The following is a 16,043-nucleotide window of genomic DNA, read 5'->3' as shown; positions in this document are numbered from 1 at the left end:
ATGATCGATTATGAAGTATTGCGTTTTATCTGGTGGCTGCTGGTTGGCGTTCTGCTGATCGGTTTCGCCGTCACGGATGGTTTCGACATGGGGGTGGGGATGCTCACCCGTTTCCTCGGTCGTAATGACACCGAGCGTCGAATCATGATCAACTCCATCGCCCCACACTGGGACGGTAACCAGGTGTGGCTGATCACCGCAGGCGGCGCGCTGTTCGCTGCCTGGCCGATGGTCTACGCGGCTGCGTTCTCCGGTTTCTATGTGGCGATGATTCTGGTGCTGGCCTCTTTATTCTTCCGTCCGGTCGGTTTCGACTACCGTTCCAAGATTGAAGATACCCGCTGGCGCAACATGTGGGACTGGGGCATCTTCATCGGTAGCTTCGTTCCGCCGCTGGTGATCGGCGTGGCGTTTGGTAACCTGCTGCAGGGCGTACCGTTCCATCTGGACGAATACATGCGTCTTTACTACACCGGTAACTTCTTCCAGCTGCTGAATCCGTTTGGTCTGCTGGCCGGTGTCGTGAGCGTGGCGATGATCATCACTCAGGGCGCAACCTATCTGCAGATGCGTACCGTGGGTGAGCTGCATCTGCGTTCGCGCGCGACGGCTCAGGTTGCTGCGCTGGTTACGCTGGTCTGCTTCGCGCTGGCCGGTGTGTGGGTGGTGTACGGTATTGATGGTTACGTGGTGACGTCTGCGATCAACCACACCGCACCGTCTAACCCGCTGACCAAAGAAGTGGCGCGTCAGGCGGGGGCATGGCTGGTGAACTTCAACAATACCCCTGTGCTGTGGGCGATCCCGGCGCTGGGCGTGCTGCTGCCGCTGCTGACCGTGCTGACGTCTCGTCTGGAAAAAGGCGCGCTGGCGTTCGTGTTCTCTTCACTGACCCTGGCATGCATTATCCTGACGGCGGGTATTGCGATGTTCCCATTCGTCATGCCATCCAGCACCATGCTGAATGCTAGCCTGACCATGTGGGATGCAACGTCCAGCCATATGACGCTGAACCTGATGACGTATGTTGCATGCGTGTTCGTTCCGATCGTTCTGGCCTACACCATCTGGTGTTACTGGAAAATGTTCGGTCGTATCACGAAAGAACATATCGAAAGCAACACCCACTCTATGTACTAAGTAAGGAGCTGAATATGTGGTATTTCGCATGGATTTTAGGGACGCTTCTTGCCTGTGCATTTGGTGTCATCACTGCCCTGGCGCTTGAGCATGTAGAAGCGACCAAAGCGGGTGAAGAAAAACACTGATGAATATTATCGCGAAACTTTACGCGGTAATGGACAAGCGCCCGTTACGGGCGCTTTCTTTAGTGATGGCATTACTGCTGGCAGGTTGTATCTTCTGGGACCCTTCGCGCTTTGCAGCGAAAACCAGCGAGCTTGAAATCTGGCACGGCTTCCTCATTATGTGGGCGGTGTGCGCAGGTGTGATCCACGGCGTGGGCTTTCGTCCGAAAGCCGTTCACTGGCAGGGAATTTTCTGCCCGCTGATTGCCGATCTGGTGCTTCTCGCCGGTTTGATTTTCTTCTTCTTCTGAATAAGAAATGTCCGTTAACGTTATGGGCTTACCCGAGCCCATAAAAATTTACTCTCCGTTTACTTTCCCCCATTCCAAACCATCTTTCCCGCGCGTATAGTAGCGAAGTTTAAAAGCTCTAACTTTTGTTGCATTACTGGGATGTAAAGTGAATACAACGCTGTTTCGATGGCCGGTTCGTGTCTATTACGAAGATACCGATGCCGGTGGTGTGGTTTACCACGCCAGCTACGTTGCTTTTTATGAACGGGCACGCACAGAGATGCTGCGCCATCATCACTTTAGTCAACAGGTGCTGTTGGCTGAGCGAGTTGCCTTCGTGGTACGCAAGATGACGCTTGAGTATTTTGCGCCTGCCAGACTCGACGATATGCTCGAAGTCCAAACTGAAATTACATCAATGCGCGGAACCTCACTGGTTTTCACGCAGCGGATAGTCAACGCAGAGAACACCGTACTGAACTCAGCTGAAGTACTGATTGTTTGTGTTGATCCAACCATAATGAAGCCTCGTGCGCTTCCTAAGTCTATTGTCGCGGAGTTTAAGCAGTGACTGACATGAATATCCTTGATTTGTTCCTGAAGGCAAGCCTTCTGGTTAAACTTATCATGTTGATTTTGATTGGTTTTTCAATCGCATCCTGGGCCATCATCATCCAGAGAACGCGTATCCTCAATGCCGCTGGCCGTGAAGCAGAAGCGTTCGAAGATAAGTTCTGGTCGGGCATTGAGCTTTCTCGTCTGTATCAGGAGAGCCAGGGACGCCGTGAAAACCTGACCGGCTCCGAGCAAATTTTCTATAGCGGTTTCAAAGAGTTCGCCCGTCTGCATCGGGCAAACAATCATGCGCCGGAAGCGGTGGTGGAAGGTGCCTCGCGTGCGATGCGCATCTCGATGAACCGCGAGCTGGAAAACCTTGAAACGCATATTCCTTTCCTCGGTACTGTCGGTTCCATCAGCCCGTATATCGGTCTGTTTGGGACAGTGTGGGGGATCATGCACGCCTTTATCGCGCTGGGCGCGGTGAAGCAGGCGACGTTGCAGATGGTTGCACCGGGTATCGCTGAAGCACTGATTGCGACCGCTATCGGTCTGTTTGCGGCAATTCCGGCAGTTATGGCCTATAACCGCCTGAACCAGCGCGTGAACAAACTGGAACTGAACTACGACAACTTTATGGAAGAGTTCACTGCGATTCTGCACCGTCAGGCGTTTACCAGCACCGAGAGCAACAAGGGGTAAACCATGGCCAGATCGCGTGGACGAGGTCGTCGCGAGCTCAAGTCCGAAATCAATATCGTTCCACTGCTGGACGTCCTGCTGGTACTGCTGCTGATCTTCATGGCAACAGCGCCAATCATTACCCAGAGCGTGGAAGTGGATCTGCCGGATGCGACAGAATCACAGGCGGTGAGCACCAATGACGATCCTCCGGTTATCATTGAGGTTTCCGGCGTAGGGCAATACAGCGTCGTGGTAGAGAAGGATCGTATGGATCAGCTGCCACCTGAGCAGGTTATTGCCGAAGCGCAGCGTCGCCTGGAGTCAAATCCGAAAACGGTCTTCTTAATCGGTGGCGCGAAAGACGTACCCTACGATGAAATTATTAAAGCGCTGAACTTGCTACATAGTGCGGGTGTTAAGTCAGTTGGCTTAATGACCCAACCTATTTGATCATCCGCGTAGTTTTTGGGAACCGATAGTGTCAAAGGCAACCGAACAGAACGACAAGCTTAAGCGAGCGATAATCGTCTCCGCAGTGCTGCACGTTATTCTTTTTGCAGCGCTGATCTGGAGTTCGTTCGACGAGCATATTGATGCATCAGCCGGCGGCGGTGGAGGGTCTTCCATTGACGCCGTGATGGTGGATCCCGGTGCGGTAGTACAGAACTATAATCGCCAACAACAGCAGAAGGCGAGTGCAAAACGGGCTGAAGAGCAGCGTGAAAAACAGGCGCAACAGCAAGCGGAAGAACTGCGTGAAAAGCAGGCCGCAGAGCAGGAGCGTCTGAAGCAGCTTGAGAAAGAACGTTTGCAGGCGCAGGAAGCCGCGAAAGCGCAGGCAGAACAGCAGAAACAAGCCGAAGAGGCCGCGAAAAAAGCACAGGAACAGCAAAAGCAGGCGGAAGAGGCGGCAGCAAAAGCCGCAGCGGACGCGAAAGCACAGGCTGATGCCCAGGCGAAATTAGCGGCAGAAGCGGCGAAGAAAGCGGCTGCTGATGCCCAGAAGAAAGCGGAAGCCGAAGCCGCGAAGAAAGCGGAAGCCGAAGCCGCGAAGAAAGCCGCCGCTGATGCTCAGAAGAAAGCGGAAGCCGAAGCCGCGAAGAAAGCCGCAGCTGATGCTCAGAAGAAAGCAGAAGCGGAAGCCGCGAAGAAGGCCGCTCAGGAAGCAGAGAAGAAAGCTGCTGCCGAGGCTGCGAAGAAAGCGGCTGCTGCCGAGAAAGCTGCAGCAGAAAAAGCCGCGGCAGAAAAAGCGGCAGCCGCCGAAAAAGCCGCTGCTGACAAAAAAGCTGCAGCTGAGAAGGCCGCAGCCGATAAGAAAGCAGCTGCTGAAAAAGCGGCTGCTAAAAAGGCTGCCGCCGCTGAAAAAGCCGCTGCTGCCGCAGGGGTTGACGATCTGCTGGGCGATTTGAGCTCCGGTAAGAATGCGCCGAAAACGGGCGGTGGGGCGAAAGGAAACAACGCAGCGCCGACCGGAAGTGGTAACACTAAGAGTAACGGTGCGACAGGGGCTGAAATCAACGGTTATGCCGCGCAGATTAAATCCGCTATTGAAAGCCGATTCTATGATGCGTCTTCCTATACCGGTAAAACGTGTACGTTACGTATAAAACTGGCTCCGGATGGCATGCTGCTGGATATTAAGTCTGAAGGTGGCGACCCGGCTTTATGTACTGCGGCCCTGGCTGCAGCGCGTCAGGCGAAGATGCCTAAACCGCCTTCGCAGGCAGTCTACGAAGTCTTCAAAAATGCGCCGCTGGACTTCAAACCTTAAGTTACATTTTCCCCGTGCAAACGGGGAAAAATAGACCAGGTTTAGTCACAGGGTTCGGGTAGTTTTGTCTATTTGAGTTTGTTAACATTCTGCTAAATTATCGTGGGTAAGGTTACCCGGATAAGGGAGATATGATGAAGCAGGCATTACGTGTAGCATTTAGTTTTTTAATGCTGTGGGCAGCAGTACTGCACGCAGAAGTACGTATCGAGATCACCCAGGGGGTGGACTCGGCACGCCCAATCGGTGTTGTTCCGTTCCAGTGGGCCGGTCCTGGCGCTGCACCTGAAGATGCCGGTGGCATCGTGGCGGCTGACCTGCGTAACAGCGGTAAATTCAACCCGTTAGATCGTTCTCGTCTGCCTCAGCAGCCGGGTAGCGCGCAGGAAGTTCAGCCTGCAGCATGGTCTGCACTGGGTATTGATGCCGTGGTTGTGGGTCAGGTTACCCCTAATCCAGACGGTTCATACAACGTGGCCTGGCAGTTGGTGGATACCGGCGGTGCACCGGGTACCGTTCTGGCCCAGAACTCTTACAAGGTCACTAAGCAGTACCTGCGCTACGCGGCACACGCTGCCAGCGATGCGGTATTTGAAAAACTGACCGGCATTAAAGGTGCGTTCCGTACCCGTATCGCGTACGTGGTGCAGACCAACGGTGGTCAATTCCCGTATGAGCTGCGCGTATCTGATTACGATGGCTACAACCAGTTCCTGGTGAAACGCTCTTCGCAGCCACTGATGTCTCCAGCCTGGTCTCCGGACGGTTCTAAGCTGGCGTATGTCACCTTCGAAAGCGGCCGTTCTGCGCTGGTTATCCAGACGCTGGCAAACGGTGCGGTTCGTCAGGTGGCGTCTTTCCCACGTCACAACGGTGCGCCTTCGTTCTCTCCAGATGGCTCTAAACTGGCGTTTGCGTTGTCTAAAACCGGTAGCCTGAACCTGTACGTGATGGACATTGGCTCTGGCCAGATCCGTCAGGTGACCGACGGTCGTAGCAACAACACCGAACCTTCATGGTTCCCGGACAGTCAAAACCTGGCGTTTACCTCTGACCAGGCCGGCCGTCCACAAATCTATAAAGTCAACATCAACGGCGGCGCTCCGCAGCGTATTACCTGGGAAGGTTCACAGAACCAGAACTCAGACGTGAGCAGCGACGGTAAATTTATGGTAATGGTCAGCTCTAACGGTGGGCAGCAGCACATTGCCAAACAAGATCTGGTAGCGGGTGGCGTTCAAGTTCTGTCGTCAACGTTCCTGGATGAAACGCCAAGTCTGGCACCTAACGGCACGATGGTAATCTACAGCTCTTCTCAGGGGATGGGATCTGTGCTGAATCTGGTTTCTACAGATGGGCGTTTCAAAGCGCGTATTCCGGCTACTGATGGACAGGTAAAATCACCTGCCTGGTCGCCGTATCTGTAAATAATAATTAATTGATTACTAAAGGAATCATAGAAATGCAACTGAACAAAGTGCTGAAGGGGCTGATGATCGCTCTGCCTGTAATGGCAATCGCAGCGTGTTCTTCTAACAAGAACGCCAGCAATGACCAGAGCGGCGAAGGCATGATGGGTGCCGGCACCGGTATGGACGCGAACGGCAATGGCAACATGTCTTCTGAAGAGCAGGCGCGTCTTCAGATGCAGCAGCTGCAGCAGAACAACATCGTTTACTTCGATCTGGATAAATACGACATCCGTTCTGACTTCGCTGCGATGCTGGATGCGCACGCTAACTTCCTGCGTAGCAACCCATCTTACAAAGTCACCGTAGAAGGTCACGCGGACGAACGTGGTACTCCTGAGTACAACATCTCCCTGGGTGAACGTCGTGCTAACGCTGTTAAAATGTACCTGCAGGGTAAAGGCGTTTCTGCTGACCAGATCTCCATCGTTTCTTACGGTAAAGAAAAACCTGCAGTACTGGGTCACGACGAAGCGGCTTACTCCAAAAACCGTCGTGCCGTACTGGTTTACTAAGAGAATTGCATGAGCAGTAACTTCAGACATCATCTGTTGAGTCTGTCGTTACTGGTTGGAATAGCGGCCCCTTGGGCCGCTTTTGCTCAGGCACCAATCAGTAGTGTCGGCTCAGGCTCGGTAGAAGACCGGGTCACTCAACTCGAGCGTATTTCTAACGCTCACAGCCAGCTTTTAACCCAACTCCAGCAACAACTTTCCGATAACCAGAATGATATTGACTCTCTCCGCGGTCAGATTCAGGAAAGCCAGTATCAGCTTAACCAGGTTGTGGAACGTCAGAAGCAAATCTTGTTGCAGATCGATAGCCTGAGCAGTGGTGGTGGTACAGCAGCACAGCCAGCCGCAGGCGATCAGAGCGGTGCGGCGACGTCTACGCCAGCGCCATCTGCTGATACGTCAGCTTCAACAGGCGCGCCTGTACAGAGCGGTGACGCGAATACGGACTACAATGCGGCCATTGCCCTGGTGCAGGATCAATCTCGTCAGGATGACGCGATTGCTGCGTTTCAGAGCTTTGTTAAGAAATACCCTGATTCAACTTATCAGCCAAATGCCAATTACTGGCTCGGTCAGTTGAATTACAACAAGGGTAAAAAGGACGATGCGGCGTTTTATTTTGCCTCAGTGGTGAAAAATTACCCAAAATCGCCGAAAGCGCCCGATGCGATGTATAAGGTTGGCGTGATCATGCAGGACAAAGGCGACACCGCGAAAGCCAAAGCGGTTTATCAGCAGGTGGTCGCAAAATTCCCGGGTACCGAAGGTGCTAAGCAGGCGCAAAAACGTCTGAATTCGATGGGATGATTATCGCATGACCAGAAATCGCGTTATTTCTGGTCGTGCAGCATGATTACTAAGCAGTTAAGTGATCTTCATCGAAATTTTTGTTGCGCAGAATTCTTAAATCAGTAATATATGCCGCCGTTGCCACGGGATATCAAACAACGTGAAAGCAGCATAAAAGTGGGTCGTTAGCTCAGTTGGTAGAGCAGTTGACTTTTAATCAATTGGTCGCAGGTTCGAATCCTGCACGACCCACCACTAAGTCAGGTGGAAGTAGTAGTAAAACGTGAAGGATAACGTTGCGTCAGCAACGGCCCGTAGGGCGAGGCGAAGCCGAGTCATCCTGCACGACCCACCACTTAACGCAGTTCCGGCAGTATAGAGTGGGTGATTAGCTCAGTTGGTAGAGCATCTCCTTTACACGGAGGGGGTCGGCGGTTCGAGCCCGTCATCACCCACCACTCGGGTCGTTAGCTCAGTTGGTAGAGCAGTTGACTTTTAATCAATTGGTCGCAGGTTCGAATCCTGCACGACCCACCACTTTAAAGTGGTACCGAGTAAGAATCTTCGAAGTCAGCACCCGAATGGGTCGTTAGCTCAGTTGGTAGAGCAGTTGACTTTTAATCAATTGGTCGCAGGTTCGAATCCTGCACGACCCACCACTTCGAAGAAAAAAATCCCGCAAGGGGTCGTTAGCTCAGTTGGTAGAGCAGTTGACTTTTAATCAATTGGTCGCAGGTTCGAATCCTGCACGACCCACCAGTGTAGAAAGGCGCCCTAAAGGCGCCTTTTTGCTATCTGCGGTACAACTAATGCTCCGCCCATCTATTCCCGGTGACTTTTCACGCCAGATTCGCTATCTTGTTTAGTATACAAAACACAATTGCCACGCGTTTTGCTATGTCAGGCAAATGAAAGGCAATATTGTTAAGCCCGTAAAACGAGAAGCCATAATGAGTGTGATGTTTGATCCTGAAGCTGCAATCTATCCGTTTCCGCCAAAGCCTGTCCCGCTGAGCCAGAATGAAAAGCAATTCTACCGCGAGAAGATCAAACGTCTTCTTAAAGAGCGCGATGCGGTAATGGTGGCCCATTACTACACCGACCCGGAAATCCAGCAGCTGGCGGAAGAGACCGGCGGCTGCATTTCTGACTCACTGGAGATGGCGCGCTTCGGTGCACGGCATCCCGCTTCCACGCTGCTGGTTGCCGGCGTGCGTTTTATGGGCGAGACGGCAAAGATTCTGAGCCCGGAAAAAACCATTCTGATGCCCACGCTTAACGCGGAGTGTTCCCTGGATCTCGGCTGTCCGATTGACGAATTCACGGCCTTCTGTGACGCTCACCCTGACCGGACCGTGGTGGTCTATGCTAACACCTCTGCGGCGGTAAAAGCGCGGGCTGACTGGGTGGTTACGTCGAGCATCGCCGTTGAGCTGATTGAACATCTGGACAGCCTGGGGGAGAAAATTATCTGGGCGCCTGATCGTCATCTCGGCAATTATGTTCAGAAGCAGACGGGGGCTGATGTCCTTTGCTGGCAGGGTGCCTGCATTGTGCACGATGAATTCAAAACTCAGGCGCTGGCGCGCATGAAGGCGCTTTATCCTGACGCCGCCATTCTTGTTCACCCCGAGTCACCGCAGTCAATTGTCGACATGGCGGATGCCGTGGGGTCAACCAGCCAGCTTATTAACGCGGCCAGAACGTTGCCTCACAAACAGCTGATCGTGGCGACCGATCGCGGTATCTTCTATAAGATGCAGCAGGCCGTGCCGGAGAAAGAGCTTCTTGAAGCACCAACGGCGGGCGAGGGTGCAACGTGCCGCAGCTGCGCGCATTGTCCCTGGATGGCGATGAACGGCCTGAAAGCAATTGCCGAAGGGTTAGAAACCGGTGGTGCGGCGCATGAAATCCATGTGGATGCCGCCCTGCGTGAAGGCGCGTTAATTCCGCTTAACCGCATGCTGGATTTTGCGGCTACACTACGTACTTAATTCAACTCGCCCCGGGGAAAAGATGGATTTTTTTAGCACACATAACATTCTGGTTCATATACCGATTGGTGCAGGTGGCTATGACCTGTCATGGATTGAGGCCGTTGGTACGCTGGCGGGCTTATTGTGTATCTGGTTGGCAAGCCTGGAGAAGATCAGTAACTACGCGTTCGGGCTGATTAACGTCACGCTGTTTGCGATTATCTTCTTCCAGATCCAGCTGTACGCCAGCCTGCTTTTGCAGCTGTTCTTCTTTGCCGCCAATATTTACGGCTGGTATGCCTGGTCGCGTCAGAACAGCCAGCAGGAGGCCGAGCTGCAGATCCGCTGGCTGCCCCTGCCGAAAGCCATCGCCTGGTTCGTCGTCTGCGTGGTGGCCATTGGCTTAATGACCGTTTACATCAACCCGGTGTTTGCCTTCCTGACCCGCGTTGCCGTTTCAGTCATGTCCGGCATCGGCCTGAACGTAACGATGCCAGAACTCCAGCCGGATGCTTTCCCGTTCTGGGATTCCTGCATGATGGTGCTGTCGATTGCGGCAATGATTCTGATGACCCGTAAATACGTTGAGAACTGGCTGCTGTGGGTCATCATCAACGTGATCAGCGTGGCGATCTTCGCCCTGCAGGGCGTCTATGCCATGTCGCTGGAATATCTGCTGCTGACCTTCATCGCACTGAACGGCAGCCGAATGTGGATTAACAGTGCGCGTGAGCGAGGCTCTCACGCGCTTTCCAGCTAGTGGTCATGATGATGTGAATGACAGGACTGCGCCTCGTTAAGGTGGCAGTCCGGTCCGCTACAGGGCTGATACTCCATCTGAACGGTAGCGTGGCTAATGTCGTAGTGGTGCTCCAGGAAGTGCTGAATGCGATCGAGCAGCGCATCGTGGTCGTGAGGTGGGATCACCTGGACGTGCAGCGTCATGACCGGTTTCTCTCCTACCAGCCAGACGTGCACGTGATGGACATTACGGACTTCCGGGACAGTACGGCGCAGGTTACGCTTCAGCTCATCAATGTCCATGGATGCTGGCGCCCCTTCAAGCAGTTCGTTCACGCTCTCCTTCAGCAGCCGCCAGGCGCTACGCAAGACCAGACACGACACCAGTACGGACAGAATCGGATCGACAGGCGTCCAGCCGGTATAGAGGATCACCAGCGCGGCGACAATCGCCCCGACTGAACCGAGCAAATCCCCCAGCACATGCAGTGCCGCCGCGCGCACGTTGAGGTTCTTTTCCCCGCTCCCGCGGTGCAGGATCCAGAAGGCCAGAATATTCGCCAGCAACCCTGCCACGGCAATGACCATCATTGTCGCCCCGGCGATCGGCTGTGGATGCCGAAAGCGCTGTATGGCTTCCCAGACGATAAGCACGGTAATGACCACCAGCGCAATGGCGTTAACAAACGCGGCCAGGGTGGTCAGCCTCAGCCAGCCGAAGGTGTGGCGCGCATTCGGTGGGCGGCGCGCAAACTGCACGGCCAGCAGGGCGAAGAGCAGGGCGGCGGCATCGGTCAGCATATGTCCGGCATCGGCCAGAAGCGCCAGAGAGCCGGAAACCAGGCCGCCAATGACCTCGATAATCATAAACGTTGCCGTGACGCCAAAGGCCAGCATCAGTCGTTTAGCGTTGTCGTTGCCGGGTGCATGCGAGTGGGAATGGGAGTGCGCCATGTCTGCTTTCCTGAAGTGTTATTGTTTTTAGTGTAGCGTTTTTAATAGGTTACTCCAAAAAGAAAGGAGAGCCTGGGCTCTCCTTTTTCTGACGGTGCATACAAATTACTGGGTGGTACCATCCGTTTTGGTATTGGCGTCGTTACCCACTTTGTCGTTAGGGTCCGGGCATTTGCCGTCCTTACACATGGAGTTCTTGTGGACCTCGTCTGAACTCATATTGTCATGGTTCATGGTGCCGGAACCGCTACCGTCTGGATGCAGCATGGTGCCGCCCGTGTTGGTATTGCCGGTATTGATCTGGCCGTTGTCGACGTTATTCGGGGCAATATTCTGTTTTGCATCAGGCGCAGGCTGACCTGCCGCCGCAGCCGCATTCGCGTCACCGTTGCTCTCTGAGGTGCCCGTTTCGGCGGCCAGGACGCTGCCGCTGGCAAGGGCAAGGGTGGCGGTCAGGAAGAGGGTTGCCAGTTTTGTCATTTTCATCATGGTGCTCCTGTTCTTGTCGTTACGCTGGATAACATTCTCCAACAGTGCATCTTTTTTGAGGCGAAAGATTCCGCCTTACGGACTTACGTCAGTAGGGAATCGCGTTTAAGCGTTTAAAATTGGTTGTTACAGTTAAAAAGCTTAGGTTAGATCTCATTTTTCGCTATTTTGTGGCGATTTTTAGGCGAATTCCAGGAATTATCTGCGTGAAGTGTAAAACCGTGTTTACACTTCCTGGTCGACAAGATAGATTGAAAGGATTGCTTTCATTACTAAAGATATGGCAGAGCTGGAACGAAGATGAATTATCAGAACGACGATTTACGCATTAAAGAGATCAATGAGTTATTACCTCCTGTAGCACTCCTTGAGAAATTCCCCGCCACTGAAAATGCCGCAAACACGGTTTCTCATGCTCGTAAAGCGATCCATAAGATCCTGAAAGGTAATGACGATCGTCTTCTGGTGGTGATTGGCCCGTGCTCGATTCACGATCCTGCTGCCGCGAAAGAATACGCTGCCCGTCTGCTCACCCTGCGTGAAGAGCTGAAGGACGAGCTGGAAATCGTCATGCGCGTCTACTTTGAAAAACCGCGCACCACCGTGGGCTGGAAAGGACTGATCAACGATCCGCACATGGATAACAGCTTCCAGATCAACGACGGTCTGCGCATTGCGCGCAAGCTGCTGCTGGAGATCAACGACAGCGGCCTGCCGGCGGCCGGTGAATTCCTGGACATGATTACGCCCCAGTATCTGGCAGACCTGATGAGCTGGGGGGCAATTGGTGCCCGCACTACTGAATCTCAGGTTCACCGCGAGCTGGCGTCCGGTCTCTCTTGTCCGGTGGGCTTCAAAAATGGCACTGACGGCACCATTAAGGTGGCTATCGACGCCATCAACGCAGCGGGCGCACCGCACTGCTTCCTGTCCGTGACCAAATGGGGTCACTCTGCCATCGTTAACACCAGCGGTAACGGTGACTGCCATATCATTCTGCGCGGCGGCAAAGAGCCTAACTACAGCGCAAAACATGTGGCCGAAGTCAAAGTCGGGCTGGAAAAAGCCGGGCTGCCACCGCAGGTGATGATCGATTTCAGCCACGCCAACTCCAGCAAGCAGTTTAAAAAGCAGATGGAAGTGGGCGCAGACGTCTGTCAGCAGATTGCCGGCGGTGAGAAGGCGGTGATTGGGGTGATGATCGAAAGCCATCTGGTTGAAGGTAACCAGAACCTGGAAGGCAGCGAGCCGCTGGTGTATGGCAAGAGCGTGACCGATGCCTGCATCGGCTGGGACGATACCGACGCCATCCTGCGCCAGCTGGCTAACGCAGTGAAAGCGCGTCGCGGTTAATTCTGACGGCTCAAATAAAAAAGCGCGGACGGTTCCGCGCTTTTTTTATGGTCAGCGAAAATTACTTCGCTTTACCCTGGTTCGCAACGGCCGCCGCTTTCGCTGCGATTTCGTCCGCGTTACCCAGGTAGTAGTGTTTGATTGGCTTGAAGTTTTCGTCGAACTCATACACCAGCGGTACGCCAGTTGGGATGTTCAGTTCGAGAATTTCGTCTTCACCCATGTTGTCCAGGTATTTCACCAGCGCACGCAGGGAGTTACCGTGAGCCGCGATAATCACGCGCTCGCCGCTTTTCAGGCGTGGCAGAATGGTTTCGTTCCAGTAAGGCACAACGCGGTCGATGGTCAGCGCCAGGCTCTCGGTGGTTGGCAGCTCAGCGTCGGTCAGTTTCGCGTAACGCGGGTCGTGGCCCGGGTAGCGCTCGTCATCTTTGGTCAGCTCTGGTGGGGTGACCGCGAAGCCGCGACGCCACTGTTTAACCTGCTCATCACCGTATTTCTCAGCGGTTTCCGCTTTGTTCAGGCCCTGCAGCGCACCGTAGTGACGCTCGTTCAGTTTCCAGGATTTCTCAACCGGCAGCCAGGCCTGGTCCAGTTCGTCCAGCACGTTCCACAGGGTGTGGATGGCACGTTTCAGCACAGAGGTGTAAGCAAAATCAAAGCTGAAGCCTTCTTCCTTCAGCAGTTTACCTGCTGCTTTTGCTTCGCTTACGCCTTTCTCGGACAGATCAACGTCGTACCAACCGGTAAAGCGGTTTTCGTTGTTCCACTGGCTTTCGCCGTGACGCACCAGAACCAGCTTAGTAATAGCCATCTCTTACTCCTCAAGCATTTTTAGAATGATAACAATTCTCATTATATTGCCGTGGCCGTGCCAGCAGCAACGCTTAACCCTAACCATAGCGAAAATAGTCTCTGAGTGTAAGATGCTTGTGAATCCAGGGTTATGATTTTGTCTGCGATCGGCGCTATTTTCAGCAAGGCGCGCAGAAAAAAGCCCTCCAGAGGGAGGGCTGAATATTAATGTGGAATAAAATGATATTCCGTCACGCTAACATACTCTTCACCCGGGCGCAGCACGCAGTCTGGCTGCGGCCATTCCGGATGATTCGGGCTGTCCGGCAGGAACTCGCTCTCCAGCGCCAGGCCTTGCCAGTCGCTGTACTCTTCGTGTTCGCGCGCCGTTGTGCCGCCGAGATAGTTACCTGAGTAAAACTGCAGGGCAGGGGCAGTGGTATAAACCGTCATCTGCAGCTTCTCATCCGCAGACCAGACCTGTGCGGCAGGTTGTTTCACATCACCTTTGGCCTGCAGCAGGAACGCGTGGTCGTAACCTTTCACCTTGCGCTGATCGTCATCGCTCAGGAAATCCTGGGCGATCGTTTTCGCGCGGCGGAAATCAAAGCTGGTCCCGCTCACGTCTTTGAGCCCCTGATACGGAATGCCCATTTCGTCAACCGGCAGATACGCATCCGCCAGGATCTGCAGCTTGTGCTCACGCACGTCGCACTGGTTGCCGTCCAGATTAAAGTACGCGTGATTGGTCAGGTTGACCGGACACGGCTTGTCGACCGTCGCACGGTATTCAATGGCGATACGGTTGTCGTCGGTCAATGTAAAGCGCGCGGAGGCGATAAGGTTACCCGGGAAGCCCTGATCGCCGTCCTGAGAATCCAGCGAGAACAGCACTTCGCCGTCGTTTTGACGAACAATCTTCCAGCGGCGTTTATCAAAGCCTTGCGGGCCGCCGTGAAGCTGGTTTTCACCCTGGCTTGGAAGCAGGGTGTACTGTACGCCGTCGAGCTCAAAGCGGCTCTTCGCGATGCGGTTAGCATAGCGTCCTACGGATGCGCCCAGATAGGCGGACTGATTAACATACTGCTCGGGCGATGCGCAGCCGAGCAGGGTTTCGCGCACGCTGCCGTCCGGCATCGGTACGCGGGCTGAAAGCAGGGTTGCACCCCAGTCCATAAGCGTAACCACCATCCCCGCGCGGTTGCGCAGGGTTAACAGGCGATACGGCAGACCATCCGGTGCGAGGGTAGGTGTTTCGTTTAGCACTGTCCGGCTCCTTGTGATGCTTTGCAAACATAGAAGGTTTCTTTGATACCTGTTTTCGCTTCGTACTGCTTCGCCACGGCGTCCTGTACGGCAGGGACCAGCTCTTCCGGGACCAGCGCAACGATGCAGCCGCCAAAACCGCCGCCTGTCATGCGTACACCGCCTTTGTCGCCAATGACCGCTTTGACGATCTCCACCAGGGTGTCGATTTGCGGAACGGTGATCTCGAAATCATCGCGCATAGAGGCGTGCGATTCTGCCATCAGCTCACCCATGCGTTTCAGGTCACCTTTCGCCAGCGCGGAGGCGGCTTCAACGGTACGGGCATTTTCCGTCAGCACGTGACGAACGCGTTTGGCGACAATCGGATCCAGCTCGTGCGCCACTTTGTTAAATTCATTGAGCGTCACGTCGCGCAGGGCGGGCTGCTGGAAGAAGCGGGCGCCAGTTTCGCACTGCTCGCGGCGGGTGTTGTACTCGCTGCCCACCAGCGTGCGCTTAAAGTTGCTGTTGATGATCACGACAGCCGCGCCTTTTGGCAGAGGAACGGCTTTGGTGCCAAGCGAGCGGCAGTCGATCAGCAGCGCGTGTTCTTTTTTGCCCAGCGCGGAGATCAGCTGGTCCATGATGCCGCAGTTGCAGCCCACGAACTGGTTTTCCGCTTCCTGACCATTCAGGGCGATTTGTGCGCCATCCAGCGGTAAATGATAGAGCTGCTGGAACACGGTGCCCACGGCGACCTCCAGAGACGCAGAGGAGCTTAAGCCCGCCCCCTGCGGCACGTTGCCGCTGATAACCAAATCGGCGCCGCCGAAGTTTTTATTACGCTTCTGCAGATGCTTCACCACACCGCGCACGTAGTTAGACCACTGCTGGCTGTCGTGCGTCACAATCGGGGCATCGAGGGAAAACGCGTCCGTCTCATTACCGTAATCCGCCGCAATCACGCGAACCTGGCGGTCGTCGCGCTTCGCGCAGCTGATGACCGTCTGGTAATCGATGGCGCACGGCAGCACAAAACCGTCGTTGTAGTCGGTGTGTTCACCGATCAGGTTAACGCGGCCAGGCGCCTGAATTACATGGGTGGCAGGGTAGCCAAATTTCTCAGCAAACAGGGATTGTGTTTTATCTTTCAGACTCATT

Annotated in this window: 18 protein-coding genes and 5 tRNA genes; 18 read left to right on the top strand and 5 right to left on the bottom strand. The window is 54.3% G+C overall.

The features are described from left to right. The 17 genes from cydB to pnuC all read left to right on the top strand — a co-directional run bounded on the left by cydB (position 1) and on the right by pnuC (position 10,062). Positions 1–1,140 carry a cytochrome d ubiquinol oxidase subunit II gene (gene cydB / locus ACMGGE_RS10485; protein ID WP_048226125.1) on the top strand — a complete coding sequence of 380 codons (1,140 nt, stop codon included), beginning with the start codon at positions 1–3 and terminating at the stop codon, positions 1,138–1,140. 14 nt (positions 1,141–1,154) lie between these two features. Beyond that, entirely contained in the window at positions 1,155–1,268 is a 114-nt protein-coding gene (cydX, locus tag ACMGGE_RS10480) for a cytochrome bd-I oxidase subunit CydX (RefSeq protein ID WP_003858598.1), read from the top strand. Further along, entirely contained in the window at positions 1,268–1,558 is a 291-nt protein-coding gene (ybgE, locus tag ACMGGE_RS10475) for a cyd operon protein YbgE (RefSeq protein WP_008501100.1), read from the top strand. The genes cydX and ybgE overlap by 1 nt, the downstream gene beginning before the upstream one ends. Positions 1,559–1,706: 148 nt before the next feature. After that, a complete protein-coding gene (gene ybgC, locus ACMGGE_RS10470; protein ID WP_003858593.1) occupies positions 1,707–2,111 on the top strand; it encodes a tol-pal system-associated acyl-CoA thioesterase in 405 nt (134 codons plus the stop codon). Further along, on the top strand, positions 2,108–2,800 hold the full coding sequence (tolQ, locus tag ACMGGE_RS10465; RefSeq protein ID WP_008501101.1) for a Tol-Pal system protein TolQ: 693 nt from the start codon (positions 2,108–2,110) through the stop codon (positions 2,798–2,800). The genes ybgC and tolQ overlap by 4 nt, the downstream gene beginning before the upstream one ends. 3 nt (positions 2,801–2,803) lie before the next feature. Next, on the top strand, positions 2,804–3,232 hold the full coding sequence (tolR, locus tag ACMGGE_RS10460) for a colicin uptake protein TolR (protein ID WP_003858589.1): 429 nt from the start codon (positions 2,804–2,806) through the stop codon (positions 3,230–3,232). 28 nt (positions 3,233–3,260) lie between these two features. Further along, on the top strand, positions 3,261–4,553 hold the full coding sequence (gene tolA / locus ACMGGE_RS10455; RefSeq protein ID WP_128301600.1) for a cell envelope integrity protein TolA: 1,293 nt from the start codon (positions 3,261–3,263) through the stop codon (positions 4,551–4,553). Between the two features lie 134 nt (positions 4,554–4,687). Further along, positions 4,688–5,980: a Tol-Pal system beta propeller repeat protein TolB gene (gene tolB, locus ACMGGE_RS10450; protein ID WP_008501103.1), complete on the top strand. Its 1,293-nt coding sequence runs from the start codon at positions 4,688–4,690 to the stop codon at positions 5,978–5,980. A gap of 35 nt (positions 5,981–6,015) precedes the next feature. Next, positions 6,016–6,537 (top strand): peptidoglycan-associated lipoprotein Pal, encoded by a 522-nt coding sequence (gene pal / locus ACMGGE_RS10445; protein WP_003858578.1) that lies wholly within the window; start codon positions 6,016–6,018, stop codon positions 6,535–6,537. A 9-nt stretch (positions 6,538–6,546) separates the two neighbouring features. After that, positions 6,547–7,344 (top strand): cell division protein CpoB, encoded by a 798-nt coding sequence (gene cpoB / locus ACMGGE_RS10440; RefSeq protein WP_420293732.1) that lies wholly within the window; start codon positions 6,547–6,549, stop codon positions 7,342–7,344. Between the two features lie 161 nt (positions 7,345–7,505). Beyond that, a tRNA-Lys gene (locus tag ACMGGE_RS10435) sits at positions 7,506–7,581 on the top strand. Between the two features lie 127 nt (positions 7,582–7,708). Further along, positions 7,709–7,784: transfer RNA gene (locus ACMGGE_RS10430), tRNA-Val, on the top strand. A gap of 3 nt (positions 7,785–7,787) precedes the next feature. Beyond that, positions 7,788–7,863: transfer RNA gene (locus ACMGGE_RS10425), tRNA-Lys, on the top strand. A gap of 46 nt (positions 7,864–7,909) precedes the next feature. Continuing rightward, positions 7,910–7,985: transfer RNA gene (locus ACMGGE_RS10420), tRNA-Lys, on the top strand. A gap of 24 nt (positions 7,986–8,009) precedes the next feature. Further along, positions 8,010–8,085 (top strand) — tRNA-Lys (locus ACMGGE_RS10415). Between the two features lie 191 nt (positions 8,086–8,276). Next, complete coding sequence (gene nadA / locus ACMGGE_RS10410; protein WP_420293731.1) at positions 8,277–9,320, top strand: quinolinate synthase NadA; 1,044 nt, start codon at positions 8,277–8,279, stop codon at positions 9,318–9,320. A 22-nt stretch (positions 9,321–9,342) separates the two neighbouring features. Next, positions 9,343–10,062, top strand: a complete 720-nt coding sequence (pnuC, locus tag ACMGGE_RS10405; RefSeq protein ID WP_420293730.1) for a nicotinamide riboside transporter PnuC — start codon at positions 9,343–9,345, stop codon at positions 10,060–10,062. Here the strand turns inward: pnuC and zitB are convergent. Both zitB and ACMGGE_RS10395 read right to left on the bottom strand, forming a co-directional pair. Then, complete coding sequence (gene zitB, locus ACMGGE_RS10400; RefSeq protein ID WP_420293729.1) at positions 10,059–10,997, bottom strand: CDF family zinc transporter ZitB; 939 nt, start codon at positions 10,995–10,997, stop codon at positions 10,059–10,061. The two genes, pnuC and zitB, sit on opposite strands and share 4 nt — an antisense overlap. 105 nt (positions 10,998–11,102) lie before the next feature. After that, positions 11,103–11,483, bottom strand: a complete 381-nt coding sequence (locus ACMGGE_RS10395; RefSeq protein WP_420294186.1) for a YbgS-like family protein — start codon at positions 11,481–11,483, stop codon at positions 11,103–11,105. A gap of 303 nt (positions 11,484–11,786) precedes the next feature. Here ACMGGE_RS10395 and aroG point away from each other — a divergent pair, with 303 nt between their 5' ends. Next, the gene (gene aroG, locus ACMGGE_RS10390; protein WP_008501110.1) at positions 11,787–12,839 is read left to right on the top strand and encodes a 3-deoxy-7-phosphoheptulonate synthase AroG; all 1,053 of its coding nucleotides are present in this window, start codon (positions 11,787–11,789) and stop codon (positions 12,837–12,839) included. A 61-nt stretch (positions 12,840–12,900) separates the two neighbouring features. Here aroG and gpmA read toward each other — a convergent pair whose 3' ends face one another. From gpmA to galK, 3 genes are all read right to left on the bottom strand, one after another. Next, positions 12,901–13,653: a 2,3-diphosphoglycerate-dependent phosphoglycerate mutase gene (gene gpmA, locus ACMGGE_RS10385; RefSeq protein ID WP_008501111.1), complete on the bottom strand. Its 753-nt coding sequence runs from the start codon at positions 13,651–13,653 to the stop codon at positions 12,901–12,903. Positions 13,654–13,859: 206 nt separating this feature from the next. Continuing rightward, positions 13,860–14,900 carry a galactose-1-epimerase gene (galM, locus tag ACMGGE_RS10380; protein ID WP_229225505.1) on the bottom strand — a complete coding sequence of 347 codons (1,041 nt, stop codon included), beginning with the start codon at positions 14,898–14,900 and terminating at the stop codon, positions 13,860–13,862. Continuing rightward, a complete protein-coding gene (galK, locus tag ACMGGE_RS10375) occupies positions 14,894–16,042 on the bottom strand; it encodes a galactokinase (protein ID WP_063417487.1) in 1,149 nt (382 codons plus the stop codon). Before galK ends, galM begins: the two co-directional genes overlap by 7 nt. Between the last annotated feature and the right edge of the window lies 1 nt (position 16,043).

The sequence above is a fragment of the Enterobacter sp. BNK-22 genome (assembly GCF_048684805.1).
GTDB classification, from domain to species: Bacteria; Pseudomonadota; Gammaproteobacteria; order Enterobacterales; family Enterobacteriaceae; genus Enterobacter; species Enterobacter quasiroggenkampii.
Note: the sequence above shows the minus strand (reverse complement) of the source record. Positions and strands in the feature narration are given on the sequence as shown.

What these genes read in the sequence shown, in the direction of transcription:
- gpmA (WP_008501111.1), bottom strand. Translation starts at nt 13,653, where the DNA reads ATGGCTATTACTAAGCTGGTTCTGGTGCGTCACGGCGAAAGCCAGTGG.
- aroG (WP_008501110.1), top strand. Translation starts at nt 11,787, where the DNA reads ATGAATTATCAGAACGACGATTTACGCATTAAAGAGATCAATGAGTTA.
- pnuC (WP_420293730.1), top strand. Translation starts at nt 9,343, where the DNA reads ATGGATTTTTTTAGCACACATAACATTCTGGTTCATATACCGATTGGT.
- zitB (WP_420293729.1), bottom strand. Translation starts at nt 10,997, where the DNA reads ATGGCGCACTCCCATTCCCACTCGCATGCACCCGGCAACGACAACGCT.
- ACMGGE_RS10395 (WP_420294186.1), bottom strand. Translation starts at nt 11,483, where the DNA reads ATGAAAATGACAAAACTGGCAACCCTCTTCCTGACCGCCACCCTTGCC.
- ybgE (WP_008501100.1), top strand. Translation starts at nt 1,268, where the DNA reads ATGAATATTATCGCGAAACTTTACGCGGTAATGGACAAGCGCCCGTTA.
- tolB (WP_008501103.1), top strand. Translation starts at nt 4,688, where the DNA reads ATGAAGCAGGCATTACGTGTAGCATTTAGTTTTTTAATGCTGTGGGCA.
- galK (WP_063417487.1), bottom strand. Translation starts at nt 16,042, where the DNA reads ATGAGTCTGAAAGATAAAACACAATCCCTGTTTGCTGAGAAATTTGGC.
- nadA (WP_420293731.1), top strand. Translation starts at nt 8,277, where the DNA reads ATGAGTGTGATGTTTGATCCTGAAGCTGCAATCTATCCGTTTCCGCCA.
- cydX (WP_003858598.1), top strand. Translation starts at nt 1,155, where the DNA reads ATGTGGTATTTCGCATGGATTTTAGGGACGCTTCTTGCCTGTGCATTT.
- cpoB (WP_420293732.1), top strand. Translation starts at nt 6,547, where the DNA reads ATGAGCAGTAACTTCAGACATCATCTGTTGAGTCTGTCGTTACTGGTT.
- tolR (WP_003858589.1), top strand. Translation starts at nt 2,804, where the DNA reads ATGGCCAGATCGCGTGGACGAGGTCGTCGCGAGCTCAAGTCCGAAATC.
- cydB (WP_048226125.1), top strand. Translation starts at nt 1, where the DNA reads ATGATCGATTATGAAGTATTGCGTTTTATCTGGTGGCTGCTGGTTGGC.
- pal (WP_003858578.1), top strand. Translation starts at nt 6,016, where the DNA reads ATGCAACTGAACAAAGTGCTGAAGGGGCTGATGATCGCTCTGCCTGTA.